The 14075-nt window shown below is 67.1% G+C and carries 15 protein-coding genes; 1 reads left to right on the top strand and 14 read right to left on the bottom strand.

The features are described from left to right. Position 1: 1 nt before the first annotated feature. From QM721_RS13775 to QM721_RS13715, 13 genes are all read right to left on the bottom strand, one after another. Positions 2-268 (bottom strand): DUF6112 family protein, encoded by a 267-nt coding sequence (locus QM721_RS13775; RefSeq protein WP_415122953.1) that lies wholly within the window; start codon positions 266-268, stop codon positions 2-4. Next, positions 268-1878 (bottom strand): M23 family metallopeptidase, encoded by a 1611-nt coding sequence (locus QM721_RS13770; RefSeq protein ID WP_415122951.1) that lies wholly within the window; start codon positions 1876-1878, stop codon positions 268-270. The genes QM721_RS13775 and QM721_RS13770 overlap by 1 nt, the downstream gene beginning before the upstream one ends. A 13-nt stretch (positions 1879-1891) precedes the next feature. Further along, positions 1892-2587, bottom strand: coding sequence for a hypothetical protein (locus tag QM721_RS13765; protein WP_415122949.1), 696 nt, complete (start codon positions 2585-2587; stop codon positions 1892-1894). Between the two features lie 30 nt (positions 2588-2617). Next, positions 2618-3604, bottom strand: coding sequence for a ParB N-terminal domain-containing protein (locus QM721_RS13760; RefSeq protein ID WP_415122947.1), 987 nt, complete (start codon positions 3602-3604; stop codon positions 2618-2620). Next, the gene (locus tag QM721_RS13755) at positions 3604-4536 is read right to left on the bottom strand and encodes a hypothetical protein (RefSeq protein ID WP_415122945.1); all 933 of its coding nucleotides are present in this window, start codon (positions 4534-4536) and stop codon (positions 3604-3606) included. Before QM721_RS13755 ends, QM721_RS13760 begins: the two co-directional genes overlap by 1 nt. 17 nt (positions 4537-4553) lie before the next feature. Further along, entirely contained in the window at positions 4554-4952 is a 399-nt protein-coding gene (locus QM721_RS13750; protein ID WP_415122943.1) for a hypothetical protein, read from the bottom strand. Then, on the bottom strand, positions 4949-5596 hold the full coding sequence (locus QM721_RS13745; RefSeq protein ID WP_415122941.1) for a helix-turn-helix domain-containing protein: 648 nt from the start codon (positions 5594-5596) through the stop codon (positions 4949-4951). Before QM721_RS13745 ends, QM721_RS13750 begins: the two co-directional genes overlap by 4 nt. Before the next feature lie 50 nt (positions 5597-5646). Further along, positions 5647-6564, bottom strand: a complete 918-nt coding sequence (locus tag QM721_RS13740; RefSeq protein WP_415122939.1) for a bifunctional DNA primase/polymerase — start codon at positions 6562-6564, stop codon at positions 5647-5649. Further along, complete coding sequence (locus QM721_RS13735) at positions 6564-7628, bottom strand: ArdC-like ssDNA-binding domain-containing protein (protein ID WP_415122937.1); 1065 nt, start codon at positions 7626-7628, stop codon at positions 6564-6566. The genes QM721_RS13740 and QM721_RS13735 overlap by 1 nt, the downstream gene beginning before the upstream one ends. A gap of 233 nt (positions 7629-7861) precedes the next feature. Beyond that, positions 7862-8698, bottom strand: coding sequence for a helix-turn-helix transcriptional regulator (locus tag QM721_RS13730; protein ID WP_415122934.1), 837 nt, complete (start codon positions 8696-8698; stop codon positions 7862-7864). 140 nt (positions 8699-8838) lie between these two features. Beyond that, on the bottom strand, positions 8839-9987 hold the full coding sequence (locus tag QM721_RS13725) for an ABC transporter permease (RefSeq protein WP_415122932.1): 1149 nt from the start codon (positions 9985-9987) through the stop codon (positions 8839-8841). Continuing rightward, entirely contained in the window at positions 9987-11120 is a 1134-nt protein-coding gene (locus QM721_RS13720; protein ID WP_415122930.1) for an ABC transporter permease, read from the bottom strand. The genes QM721_RS13725 and QM721_RS13720 overlap by 1 nt, the downstream gene beginning before the upstream one ends. Before the next feature lies 1 nt (position 11121). Continuing rightward, the gene (locus QM721_RS13715; protein WP_415122928.1) at positions 11122-12078 is read right to left on the bottom strand and encodes an ATP-binding cassette domain-containing protein; all 957 of its coding nucleotides are present in this window, start codon (positions 12076-12078) and stop codon (positions 11122-11124) included. A gap of 109 nt (positions 12079-12187) precedes the next feature. Between QM721_RS13715 and QM721_RS13710 the strand changes: the two genes are divergently transcribed. Continuing rightward, a complete protein-coding gene (locus QM721_RS13710) occupies positions 12188-12796 on the top strand; it encodes a TetR/AcrR family transcriptional regulator (protein WP_415122926.1) in 609 nt (202 codons plus the stop codon). A 151-nt stretch (positions 12797-12947) separates the two neighbouring features. Here the strand turns inward: QM721_RS13710 and QM721_RS13705 are convergent, their stop codons facing one another. Next, positions 12948-14060, bottom strand: a complete 1113-nt coding sequence (locus QM721_RS13705) for an MFS transporter (RefSeq protein WP_415122924.1) — start codon at positions 14058-14060, stop codon at positions 12948-12950. Between the last annotated feature and the right edge of the window lie 15 nt (positions 14061-14075).

Raw genomic sequence — 14075 nt, 5'->3', positions numbered from 1 at the left:
GTCAGAGTCGTTGGCCGAGAGCGATGAGCCAGTTCATCCACGCCACTCCGCCGCCGGCGAGCACCGCAGCGCCGAGTGCGACGAGCACGCCCACCCTGCCCTTGGCGGCGGCGGAGTAGTTGCCGTGCGCGGCGGCGATCGCCCAGCAGACCGCTGAGACGATCAGCATGAGTACGGCGATGATGAGCACGAACATGAACAGCGCGCCGACGACCTGTTTCAGATCGCCGATCCCGGCCAGGCCGTCGAAGTCGGGAAATACGTTCATCACGCACCTGCTTTCACCGTGACGTGCAGGTGGTCAAAATGGCCTCCGGTGACGTTGCCGGGATCGTGCATCCCGCCGCCGTTGTACGGTCGCCAGCCTTGGTCGTCGCGGGCGAGCGACCAGATTTTGCCTTGCCAGATCAGGTACTCGACGCCGAGCAGTTCGGCGTTGTCCTTCATCCAGTTCGTCACCTGCCAGCCGGCCTCCAACTGCGCCGGCGTCGGGTAGTGACCGATGGCGTTGCCGAAGGTGATGTCACACGCCCTCCCCAGCGGATGCTCGGACTTCGTGCCCGGCCTCGGCGAGTAGCAGCCCCACCCGGTGTCCGGGAACGCGGCCTTGGTCTGGGCCATGAGGTGCGCGAGCCGGGCAGTGATCTGCCCGCCACTGGTCGGGTCGTCCACCATCTGGTCCGGGTCGCCCGTGAGCGGCGACGGCGCACCCGCACTCCTGCCCTGACAACCGCTGCCCAGCCCGCCGGCGGGTTCGGGGAGGTTCGCGGCGCCGTGGGCGTTGAGCCACCCGGCTGGGTCGATCACTTCAGCGTTGGTGCCGCCGGGGCGGACCTCGAAGTGCAGATGCGCGCCCGTGGACATGCCCGAGCTGCCGACATCGCCGATGTGCTGCCCGGCCCGCACCCGGTCTCCGACCTGGACGTGGATGCCGCTCTGCCACATATGCGCGTACGCGGTCGCCACGGTCTGGCCGTCGATGGTGTGCTCGATGACGATCAGGCCGCCATAGCCACCGCTGTACTCCGCGACAGTGACGGTGCCGTCTGCGGCGGCGAGGATCGGGGTGCCATCGGCCGCGCCGAGGTCGAGTCCGGTATGAACCGAGGGCTCACCAGTAATCGGGTGGATACGCGGCCCGAAGTCGTCGGTCTTGACCCACGTTCCCTCCGGCAGCGGGAACACCACCCGCGACGACTCCGCCACACCAATGACGGGGCCGCCCCGCCCGCCGGTGCGGGTGAGAGTGTCGAGGATCGCATCAGCGACCGGCGCGTAGTTGCGATACCTGTCCGGGAACGCACTGACCTCGACCGCCTGGGCAGCCTCCCCGGGGTCCATCCGTTCCCAGCCGGGAATGTCGAGCAGGCCGCGCGGGCTCGGATAGTTGGGGCCGTCCGGGCCGCCGAAGAACGCGGCGGCTTGGTAGTTCGGGTCCATCAACTCTGCGACGGTGCCCCACCCGGCGGCGGGTCGCATCTGGAACAGGCCGAGCGAGTCGTGGTCGCCGCCGTTGCCATCGTTGGGATAGTTCGCGGACTCGGGGTAGGCGCTGGTGTTGCTGAGCATCCGCAGCGTGGACTCAGTGAGTGCCGCCATCAGCGCGACCTTCACCCCAGGCCGGCCCACGCCGTCGATCCGACCGCCGACCGTGATGATCGTCGCGGCATGGGTGAGCTGCCGCTTGTTCAGGGTGAAGGTGTAGCCGTCCGAGGTGGTCACCTGGAGGCTGTCAGGGACGTTGCCGACCGAGAGTGTGCCGGTGGTGGTGCAGGCGGCGATGGCGGCGGGGTTCATCAGCACCCCGATCGCCAGCAGCAGCATCGCGGGGCCGAAGAACAGCGCGGCGAGCGCGAGGACAGCGAACTTCTTGAACACGACAGGCCCGTCCTCATCGCAGCGGGTTGTCGAGCTGGGACAGACGTAACAGGTGACAGGTCGGATGGGTCGGGGCGCAGACGATGAACGCGGTGAACGACACCGCGTGCTCGCTGGACACGGGGTCGCCGTTCCAGAGGCCGTCGCGGTGCCGGGTGCCCTCGATCGTGTACGCGGCCGTCCCGGACGCGATCTGACCGGGTTGCGCCTGCGCCACGGCATCGGCCCACGCCTCGGGGATCACCGCGCGGTCGATGACGAGGTGTTGGCGCGTCTCGTGCTTGCGCAGCTCGATCCACGCCTCCCGCGTCGGCAGATACATCGCCAGGTCGGAGGCGAGACCCGCCTGCTCGGTGCCGGACGGGTCACCGACATCAAGGATCGCGGCCGTGTAGTCCAGTGGCATCAGACCGCTGGTGGTGTCCCACGCGAAGATCGCCTCCGCTGCGTTGCGGGCGAACGTCTCGGGGTCCGCCGACCGCGGCATGACCGGCAGCCGTGGCGACGATGGTCCGGGCGGTGTGAGCGTGTGAGACGGTGACGGCGCGGGGTCGGGTGTTCGGGTGTTGGTGGTGCGCGGGCCGAGGATGAGGCCGTACATGCCGACCCCGGCGAGGATCAGCAATACGAGGCCGGCGGCGATCAGCGCGATCAGGCGGCCATGCGGAAACGATGGAGAGGGAGAAGTCTTCATGCCCGTCAGGTGCACCCCGACCGACCACGATCCCGGCGCAAGAGGTCAGAGGGCGCGTAGGCGCGGAACCTTTGACTCTTGTTGCCGTGCTGCGTGGAGGTCGGTGGCGAACTGGCGGGTGCCTTCGGCGGTCGCGTAGAACGCTTCGGCTTGCTCGTCGGTGAGCTGGGCGGCGAGCTCGTCCAGGTCGTAGTGCAGCCACCACGAATCGAGTTCGGTCCAGGTCAGCACGAACGCCCGCACCGCATACCGGGCGTCCGGCACCACCGGCGCAACAGGCTGGGGCTTCTTCGGCTTCTTCTTGCCCTTCTTCGCCTCGGCGTCCACGCGGGCGAGGGCCTGTTCGGCCAGGTCGTGCAGATGAGCGTCGTCGCTGGCTCGGTGGATGTCGCGGATGCGCTGATACACCGGATCGACCGGCCCGCCGGCCTCGATCTTCACCAACCCCGCCTGCGCCTCAGCGCGCAACGGGTCAGGAGCGTCGGGGTCGGTGGCGAGGTGTTGCAGGTAACCGATCTTGTCCATCGTCTTGTACGACGGGGCGCCGGGGATCATCGCGGCGGCCTGCTCGCGGACCTTGCCCGGCGGGGTCAACGGGGGTGGAAAGCTTCCACCCCCGTTCCAGCGGGGCTGATTCTCGGACGAGAACTGCGTCGCCTGATCGCGGCGGGCGGCGTCCTCGGCCATGAGTTCCTTGATTTCGCGGTAGAGACCGGCGGCTTCCAACGGGGAGAGGGTCTTGTGGAGCTGGTTGTCGTCCTGCTCGGCCAGCAGGTGGCCCAACCTGTCCGAGATGGACGATCGCACCCATACGCTGACGGTGCGCCAGCCGAGCTGTCTGATCGCAGCGAGTCGCCGCACCCCGCACACCAGCAGCCCGTCTGGGGTGATGGTGATGGGTTGCAGCAGCCCGTCGCGCTCGATCGAGGCGGCGAGGGCGTCGAGGTCCCCGAGGTCTTGGCGGTGCCGGCGGCCGACCTGGATCGACTCGACGGTCCGGTCGAGTTCGATGTGTCCCGTCGCCGCGCTCATCACGCACTCCTACGTCGGGTGTGAGGCGCAGCGTGGCTGATGGTGGCCACGAGTCCGTCATCGCCCAGCAGAACGGGCAGGCCCTCGCCGATCAGCAGCCGCAGCAGGATGCCGCGTCCTTCGCCGGTCGCCCCGTAGCCGGGGGTGGTGCGGCCCAGCAGTACCCGCAGCAGTACCGTCCACGAGGCGGCGGGCACATCGAGCAGGGCGCGGGCGTGCCGGTCGCGGCGCAACGCCTCATAGGTGCCGGTGCGTGACCCGATCCGGCCGAGGGCTTCGCAGACGTGCTCGATCGCTGGGCGGGCGGTGCCCTCGGGCCAGCCCAGCAGCATGAACAACAAGATCGCGTCTTCCACAGCGCCGGTGACCGACGCCGGCTCACCGGCATCCGCATCCACCACGTCGTCGTGGTCAGGGTCGGTGACATGGAACGCCGGGTGGTAGTCCGACAGTGTGTTCTCGCGTTCAGAGAGCCGTTCGGGGTCGTGGAAGCAGGAGACGTGCGGACGCCTCGCCTGATGCACCGAGCACAGCAACCCTTGGCCACGCTCTTCGGCAATGCAAGTGATCCGCACCGCATGAGTCACGACGCCCCAAGGGTCGTCGGCCTCGCGGGCGGCGCGGGTGCGCATCACGTCGAACGCCGCCGACGCGGCCTCCCACGGGTCCAGGCCGTGCTTGCGCGCCAGCGGCGTGTACTTCTGCGCCGCATAGGTCATCAGCTCGGCGGCTACCGGGTCGTGCTCCCACGCCCCGGGGCCGGCGGGGTGGAGCCGGTTCAGCAGGGCGCGCAGGCCCTCGCCGCTGGTGTAGTCCTCACCCGCAGGATCGGTCGCCGTCGTTGTCGTCGTGGTCATGGTCGAGGCACCTCCTGGCAGGCAGGTGCGCCGGCCGCCCCGGGCGACCGTCACCCCGTCGTGCTGGGTGTCCATGACTCATCACCACCCCGTTACCTCATCCCGACCCCGGACCGTGCCGGCCCCTCGACGTGCTGACCGCGACGACCAAACGCCGACAACGGCGGCAACCGCTTCGCCCGCTCCGACACCGACCGCGCACCGACCGCCAGGGTCGAGCGGAAACGGCGGCCCTGTTCGCTGTTGAACTCGATCCCACGCCCCGCGAGCGTTCCGCTACTGCGAACGATCAGATCGGTCGGGCGCACCCACTCCACGCCTCGGCTGCGCACCCGATCCAGCCGTTCGCGCACCGCCAGCAGGCGGGCTGTCTCCTGCTTGACCGCATCCGGCGTCCCCGCCCGCTCTACCGCTTCCGTGTCGGGCTTCTCTGCCTGTGCGGGTTCGATGCGACGGGGTGGTTGCTCCCGCATCAGGTCGTCGGTGCTCATGGTGTCGCTCCCTCCAAGATGGCCTCAGAGCGTGGCGGCTCGGGCTCATCAGGTTGGTGCGCGCCGGCGAACCAGCGGCCCACCGTCGAGGGGTGCACATCGAGCGACCGGGCGATCTTCTTGTTCGACCACCCCGACTCCCGCAGTTCCGCAGCCCGCACCCGACGATCCAGCACTTCGACGGGAACGAGCCGCGCGAGCTCAGGAGTTGGCGACGCCACGGAAGGCGGTTCAGTCGGCGCCGCTTCGAGCGCGACCGATTCACGAACGCTGGCGACCCCGGCAGCCGGCTGGGTGGTGGTGCGGATGAGGACGACGGTCAGATGGGTCGAGGCCAGCAGCACCACCGGCGGTACGGCCGCGACCGCCGCCGCGAGCCCGGCGGGTACGTCGGCGTCAGCGGCGACGATCGCGTGCAGCGCGTTCGCGGTCACCGACACCGCCGCCCCGCCGATCAGCAGCGTCCACGGATACCAGGCAGCCCGCTCGCCCGCGAGCGCGACCACGGCGACGGTGGAGACGACGATCACGCCATCGACGATCAACGGCCACGCCCACGCCTGCCCGGCACCGATCCCCGCCCGATGCGCCAAGTCCGCCAACGCCGTGAACGACAGCCAGAACGCGCCAGCAGCGATGAACACCGTCCCGACCACCGACGTGACAACAGCCCACCGGCGGCCCCGCCACCCAGTCACGACAACCCCCGAACCGGAGCCCGCTGCCGACCCCCGCCAGACCGAGGGAACGAATCGCCGCTATCGCGGACTGCCGCTCCGGCATGGACGCGCCGGTAGGCACTATTGACGGTGCGGGCGATCTCCCGCTCATCGAAACCCGGCTGCCGTGCGGCGGCCACCAGCACATCCCGCGCATCGGACGCCGCCACGCCGTTCTCTGCCAGTCGGCAGGCAGCCCAGAACAAGCTCCGGTTCCGTTCGCCCTCACCCTGTCCAGCGACCCAGGACGCCAACCGCTCCACATCTCCGACCCGCACCAACGCACGGCCAGGACGCAGAACCGGGCCGGGACGCGGGTCAAGGAAGTCCCGCAACCGGGCCGAATCCACCCCAGCCGCACCGCCGTCGCTGATGTCGGTGATCTCGTAGCGGATCGGCACGTCATCAATGACGCGTACCGAGGGCACCACGATGATGTAGCCGCCATCACCGCGGAAGTCGATCCCGGCACGGGCAGCCTGCCACGGCCTCTGCTCCACCCCCGGCCTCGCCCGGTAGTAGGCGTGCATCCCACCCGTCGGGGTCCGCACCAGCAGACTCCACCCATCCACCAGACCGGCCTCCACGGCGCTCTCGAACGCGCGCCGACCATCGGCCGGGCCGTGGACGTCCACATCGACCACGACCATCCCGGAGACCGCGCCGGTCGGGACACCGAGGTTCGCACCCGGGATGCGCGCCCACCACGCTTCGACCTGATCTGGGTCGGTGCTGGCGTCGTGGAACCCGCGCGGCGTGTACGGATGCTTCCCCAGCGGCGCGCACGGGAACACCGGCACCCCTGCCACCGCAAGATGCCGAGCCGCAGCGGCGAGCGTCGACGCGCCACTGGCCCGCAGCAACGCTCTCGTGAAGTCCGTGGTCTCGGGCATCACAGCCCCCGTCCCGTCAGCACGGGCATCCCGGCTCGCTTCGGCATCGGCTCGACCCGTAGGAGCTCCTTTGCTGGGGTGTCTCGTTCAAGGCCGGGCGGGGTGCCATTGCCGGCTTGGTGGGTGTCGAGCTGGTCGAGGATCGCCAGCGCCGTCTTTCGCACCCGTTCCCCGGTGGCCTTGATCACTTCCGCAGGTTCGGTGTCCTTCACCGACGACGCCCATCCGGCGACGTAGCGGATGGTGTAGCTACTGGTGTCCATCCCGTGCGCGGCGCCGATCATCAACGCCACGGACTCGGCCTCCACTTCCCGGATACCGCGATGCTGCCGCGCCTCATGATCGGTGGGGTCGTGCATCAGCACGTGCGCCAGCTCGTGCACCAACGTGGCGACCTGATTCGCCTCCGTCACATCGATACGCACCGACACCTGCCGGGCCGTGTAGTCCGTCAGGCCGTCAGCGCCGCCAATCTGTCCGGCGTCCGGCACCCGCAGCACCTCGAACCCCGACACCTCAACCTGCGCCACCAGCCCGTCCCACAACCCAGCCGGGGCTCCGCCGTCCAGGAGCTTCGGCGACGGTGGCTCTGGGATCGGGTCGCCGGCGGTCTGGGAGATGTCCCAGACGTAGGCCGGGCGGGCGCCAACCATTCTTGCCCGCACCGTCTCGCCAGGCTTTGGCTTCTCCCGCGGTCCCAGCCGGCGCCACGACCCCGAATCCGCTGGTGTGGAGGACGCGAACCGGCCCGTGACCGGGGCGAAGATCATGTAGCCCGGCTGGCCCTTCTGCACCTGCCGCCCCAACTGCTGCCACTGCCTGTAGCCGGCGACATAGGTCGGCACCGGCTCCGGCACCCGCCCGGCCTCGAAGTTCGCCTCGTGCTGGGTCCAGATCAGCAGCGTGTTGTTGAACGACCTGCTTCGGAACCTGGCGGCGAACGCCAACGCGCGCACCCAATCTGAGCCAGTGACCAGCGTTTCCACAGCACCGGTCAGCTTCTCGTGCAACTCATCGAGCTTCGCATCACGCGCAGCCCGAGCATCCTCCTTCGTCGCGGCCATCCTTCGACCTCCCTCCGCCAGGGGCCGCTCCAGGACAGGAGCGACCAAGCCACTGCGAGGTACGCCGAGAGCATCACGAAGGTGAAGAGACAGGTCAGGGGGTACGACCGAGACCGCCCAGGTTCGAGTCAGCCTGGCGAGTCCTTACCGGTCTACCCGAGCAGAGACGCAGGTGGGTCGGACAGCGTCCGACGGTCACGAAATCGGGAGCGTGGATGAACAGATCGGGAGCGTCAGGCCACCTGGACGCTCAACCTTCGATACTCGACAGGAGTGATCCCCACGTACTGGCGGAACAACTGCGCGGCGTGGCCTCGACTGTGCCACCCGACCTGCCGCATCGCCGCCTCTATAGGCAAATCGGTATCCCTCAACAGCTTGGCGAGCTCTTCCGCGCGGATCATCGTCAAGAACGCCAGCGGCGTTTTACCGTACGCCTCCGTGAACACCCTGACGAGCTGGGAGACGGACATGTGAATCCGGTCCGCCAGCACACCCAAAGTCCAGTGGGCCTGCGGTGAGGCACGAAGCAGATCAGCGACCTTACGTGCTTCCTCCCGTAGCGGGCAGAACTCGCGGTGCCGCGGTGAGGTTGGACGGACACGTGACCGCTGTGATGCGGTCAGGCGCACGGAAGAGACCTTCACGAACGGGGCGATTACGTCTGCGAGGGCGAACCACAGGGCCTGAATCCTGTTGAACCTACGCATGTACTCACCCTCGACGCTCAAACGCACCAATTCATCGAGCCACGGCATGATCATCCCGACGCGCCCTTCTCCGAGGCAAAGGACTTGGGTTGGTTCGAGGTACATCCTCTTCGCGAGGTCGCGGGCATCGAGCCGGTCGCACAGCATCCCGACGTGCTGCCAGAACACCTGATCGATCAGGTAGTCGGTGTCCATGTAGACCGTGGTCACGGTGATGTGTCCCTCGGGCTCGCTGCCGCACAGCGTGTTGGCGCACAGCAGGATCACGTCTCCCACAGCAACCGGCTTGTGTCCGAACTCGCTGAACAGGAAAGCCGAGCCGTCGCGGACCACAATCACCTTCACACAGTTGTAGGCCACCGGCCCAACGGGACGGTGGAATGTGCGGGTGGACGCAGAGATCGGCCCGGAGCGACCGAGTTCTCCTTCTGGGCGTCCACCCGCCACTCGCTGTCCCATTGCCATGGTCGGTCGGCCATCCAGCGCAGACTCTCCCTATCTCAGAGCTGCCGGCGAGCTGCTGTCGCGCCGATGGCTACTCCCGTGACGGCGAACAGGCTGAGCAGGATGAGCGGTCGCGTGGGGTCTGGTGGGGTGGCCATGAAGGTGTGGTTGTTGATGATCTCGAAGGCCCAGGAGGGTGGCCAGTACTGGTCGAAGGTGCGGACGGCGGCGGGCAGGGTAGGGACGCTGGAGAAACCGCCGGCGGCGAAGAAGCTACCGGCCAGGGTAACCAGGATGAGTGGCTGGACGGCTCGGTAGTCCTTGAGCCACGCGCCGACTGCAATGCCGAGGCCGGCGAACCCGATCGCGACCAGTCCGGCGTAGAGCAGCAGCATGGGGATGCGTTCGGGTGGGATGCGTAGCCCGAAGATGGTGGTGGCGAACAGCAGCGTGATGGCGGTGGAGACCATTCCCGCAAGGAGTCCGGCGACGATCTTCCCGGTGATGATGCCGGTGCGGGCTCGGGGCGCGAGCTGGAGTTCTTTGGCGGTGCGGTGTTCCCATTCGCGGGCCATGATCAGGGCGCTATTGAGCGCGGCGCCGACCATGACGGCCAGCACGACGGCGGAGCCTCCGATGAAGGATCGTCGCCAGATGTCATCGGGGCGCGTCGTGATCTGGTCGATGGTGATCGGTGATTGTCCGAGTTCGGCACCCCAGTCCTGAATCACGCGGTCCAAGCGCAAGCGGGCGTTCTTCATCATGTCGGTGTTGATGTTGTAAACGCTGGTTTCCAGGGTGGGTGTCTGTCCGTTCGCGATCGCCTGGTCGAAGCCTTCGGGGATGGTGATCACCAGGTGGACCCGTCCCTCGTTGACGAGGCGCTGGGCTTCGTCCTGATCGCGGGTGACGATGTTGAAGTACGGGGTGATGTTGCTTTCCGAGTCCTCGACTGCCTGGGTGAGGGAGGCGGCGTAGGAGCCGCCGGATTTGTCGACCAGGCCGATGTTCCACTGGTCGCCGCCGAAGCCGAACAGCACGGTGGCGATGAACATCAGCACGATGGGTAGCAGCAGGGGTGCGAAGAGCGCTTGGCGATCACGTGCCCACTGCAACATGTCCTTGGACAGAGTGCCAGTGAACTGGTCCAGGTCTACTGATCGCATGTGCTGCGACAGGGTGTTGGTGGGAGTGATGGCGTTCATTACTGGCCTCCGGAGAGATTGTTGTAGGCGCGGCGCAGGGCGACGACGGCCAGGGAGAGGAGTGCGGCCGCAGCTGATGCGACGATGGCGAGGTCGCGGATCAGCGTGCTGGTCTCACCGGTCAGGAACAGGCTTCGGGCGGCACCGAAGGCGTAGGTGGGTGGCAGGGCGAGGGAGAACTGCCACAGCGCGGTGATGGGCTGACCCCAGGCCAGGCCGCGCATGGAGTCCTCGTTGCCGGAGACCAGGAACAGCAGGATCGCGACCGTGATCAGGCCGGATGTGACCGCGAGGGTCTTCTTGGACAGCACCCCGGCCAGCACGCCGATGCCGGCACCGAGCAGCATCGTGAGAAGGACGATCCCGGCCATCAATAGTGGGTTTCCGCGTGGCTGGAAGCCGAACCCGACGATCAGCACCAGTAACACCAGAGCGATGCTGAGCGCGCTTTGGCCTAGGCCGGACAGGACTTTGCCGGTGACCAGCGCGCCGCGCCCGACGGGAGCCAAGAGGAGGTTCTTCACGGTGCGGTCATTCCATTCACTGGCGACGTTCAGCCCGGTGTTGACCATGGAGGCGTAGAGCACGCCGAACAGCAGCAGGCTGGTGGAGATGTAGCCGAGCATGGTTGGATCGACAGGCAGCCAGGAGGTCTCCTTGATTTCGACGACGGGTCCGGCGAGTTGGTCGTTGACCAGGCGGGTGGCGTAGTCGAGCCGTAGCCGTAGGTTCTTGGAGTAGTCGGAGTTGATGTTGTTCAGGTGCAGTTCCACCTGCGCGCTGCCGGCGGCCAGGTCGTCGGCGAAACCGGCGGGGATGACGACCATGGCCAGCGCGGTCTGATCATCGAACGCCTCACGAGTGGTCGTGGCGTCGGTGGTGATGATCTCGTAATACGGAGCCTCGACACTGCGGATGTCACGCATGGCGTCGATGAACTGTGCGGAGGCTGGGGTGTGATCCTCGTCGGCGATCATGATCGGGTTGGTCGCGCTGACCGGGACGATGAGGGAGTAGAAGAAGATGAAAACCAGCGGGATGATCACGCTGATCACCATGAAGAAGGGCTGACGGAAGAATCGCGTCCAGTCCTTGACGACGATCGCGCCGATGGCGGCCCAGGTCTCGCGCATGTCAGGCCGCCTGATCTCGCAAGGTGGTGCCCGTCAACGCGAGGAATACGTCGTTCAGGTCGGGCTGGCGCACCGAGGTGATCTGCGCCGTGATGCCGTGGGAGGCGGCGAAGTCGAGCACGGTGCGCACCGGGTCGTGGGAGCCGGTGGCCTCCACACGGACCTGATCGCCGCTGATCCGCACCCCGGCAACGCCCTCGGTCTGTTCCAGCTCGTCCCAGCGGGCGGGCGCATCTGAGTGAAGTTCGACGTAGTGGCGTCCGAGCGTGGCGCGCAACTCGTCAGGGGCGCCGGTGGCCACGAGCTTGCCGTGGTCGATGATCGCCAGGTCGTCGGCCAGGGCTTGGGCTTCCTCCATGTAGTTGGTGGTCAACAGCACCGTCCCGCCGTCGTCGGCCTGGGCTCTGATGCGCTCCCACAGCGCGTTTCGCGACTGGACGTCCACACCGAGGGTCGGCTCGTCCAGGATGATGATGTCGGGGCGAGTCAGCAGCGCCCGGGCCAACGCCAAGCGTCGCTGCATGCCCCCGGAGAACGTGCCCACCCGGTCCTTGCGCCGACCCGACAGGCCCACCAGGTCCAGAACCTCGTCGATCCGATGCTGCCGCTCGCTCCGAGGAGCCCGGTACAGCCGGGCGTGGAACTGAAGGTTCTCCAGAGCGGACAAGTCGTTGTAGAGCGCGGTCTCCTGCGGCACAACGCCGATCCTCGACCGCACCATCGACGGGTCCTTGCGCACATCAACACCCATCACCCAGCAGGTGCCCTCCGTCGGTGGTAGCAGCGCGCTGATCACATTGACTGTCGTGGTCTTGCCCGACCCGTTCGGCCCTAACAGGCCATAGACCTGGCCCATCGGGATCGTCAGGTCGAAGTCATCGACGGCCACGAGATCGTCGTTGCCCTTGCGGCGGAAGCGGCAGGTCAGGTGGTCAAGGTGTACGGCTGGCTGAGACATCATTCCTTCTCTCGTTGACTGATTACTCAATCAATGATGCCTGGATGTCGGGGCCGTGTCAACGCAGCAGCTCCGGTAACGTTGGCTCTGCAAGGACAAGGGGAGGCGCATGGCACAGTCGAAGCGACAGCAGCAGGCGGATGCTCGTCGAGAGCAACTGCTCGATGTCGCCCTCGACCTGTTCGCGACCCAAGGCTTCAAGGCCACCTCTACCCAGCAGATCGCCACGGCTGCCGGCGTGACCCAAGGATTGGTCTTCCACTACTTCGGGTCGAAGGAGGGGTTGCTGAGCGCAGTGTTGTCTACACGGCATTCCTTCGCCTCCGGGATGGCCCACTTGCTGACCGAAGCCGAGACATCGCCGATGCCGCTTGAGGAGGTGCTGCGGACTCTCTGTACAGGCTGGCTCGACACCCTCCGCCGCGAGCGCAGCGTCACACTGCTCCTCGCAGGCCTCGCCCTCACCAATCCCACCTTCGGAACCCAGCTCAACGAGGCGATCGCCACCACCCAGAAGATGCTCGTCACAGTCCTGGAACGACGCCGCGATGCCCGAGAGGTCAGCGAGGATGCAGACCTCGGGATCGCCGCACACGACATCCTCACCCCGGTGATCATGTTCTTCCTCCTTCACCACACATCTCCGCGTTGGAACACTGAAGCAGCCCGATTCGTTGAAAATCACTGCGCCTTTTGGCAACGGGCGCTCGCCCGTTGAAGCGTGCACGTGCGACTGGCTGTAGGTGTGGTGAGTTCGTTGACCACGGTTCTCATATCGCTCGGTGCAGATCGTCGGAGGTTCTCCGCGTAATCCAAGTAGCCCAGTGCCACTTTCACTGTGGAGAGTCGTTGACGGGCTCTGGCTGCTCCTACCCATCGCGCTGGCGCTTTCTGGCAACGAGGCCCGCGAGGGAAACGAGGCAAGCCAAGCCGAGCATCATGGCAAACGCGCACTGCGCTCCCGTTTCGGATGTCGCGCCCAGTTGGAGTGGGATTCCGAGGAGTGCCACGCCGAGTGCGCCGCCGATGTTGCGTGCCCCCTGGATGGTTCCACCTGCTTTGGATGCGTGTGCGGTGGTGGCGATACGTTCAACGGCGATCAGTTGGGAGGGTAGACCGATGCCGACCCCAGCGGCAGCGATCGCGCTTCCGGCAGCCGCCACTGTCGCGATGGGTATCCAGGCGAAGAGTAGGCCGCTCAGGACGGTGAGCCAGGCAATGTGAGTGGTGTCGCGCCGTTCGGCAACGATACCGCCGACGACAGAGCCGATAGCGACGCCGATGAGAGTGGGTGTGGCGAGCAGCGCGGTGCGGGCAAGGTCGAGCTGGAACTGCGATTGCAGCAGAAGCGGTAGGTAGGTGGACAGTCCGAACGCGATGACGGCCAGCAGCATGGTCTGGGCGACCGCGTGTCGCACTGGCGGCGATCTCAGCAGTCGTGCAGGTCGGCGGGCGGCTGGCTGCCGGGTGGTGGGGAGGGTGAACCAACCGAGCAGGATCGGGATGCCCGCGATGAGCGCGACGATGTGGAGGGAGTCTCGCCAGCCGAGCCATCCGCCGAGCCATCCGCCGAGGGGTCCGCCGGCGAGGGTGACGCTGGCCTGGACGGCTCCCATGAGGCCGATGAGTCTCCCGTAGCGGTCGTGGTAGACGACGGTGATAGCGGCGAACCCGGCTGGGACGACGGCGGCTGCCCCGATCCCTTGGACGGCGCGGGCTACCAGGAGCCAGGTCGCGGAGTCGGCCAGGGCGACAGTCCAAGTGCCGAGTGCCCAGATGCTCATGCCTGCCACGTGGACGGTGCGGGGGCCGATCCGGTCGGACAGAATCGCCCAGGGCGGGATGGACAGGGTCGCGGTGGCGAGGTAGATGCCGGTGACCCAGCCGTACCAGGCGATGGCGTCGAGTTCGGCGGTGACGGTGGGCAGGCTGACGGTGAGGAAGGTCTGCATCAGGCTGGATGCGGCGGTGGCGAGAAGCACCGTGAGAACACACAG

Source organism: Micropruina sp., assembly GCF_047602085.1.
Taxonomy (GTDB): Bacteria; Actinomycetota; Actinomycetes; order Propionibacteriales; family Propionibacteriaceae; genus Micropruina.
Note: the sequence above shows the minus strand (reverse complement) of the source record. Positions and strands in the feature narration are given on the sequence as shown.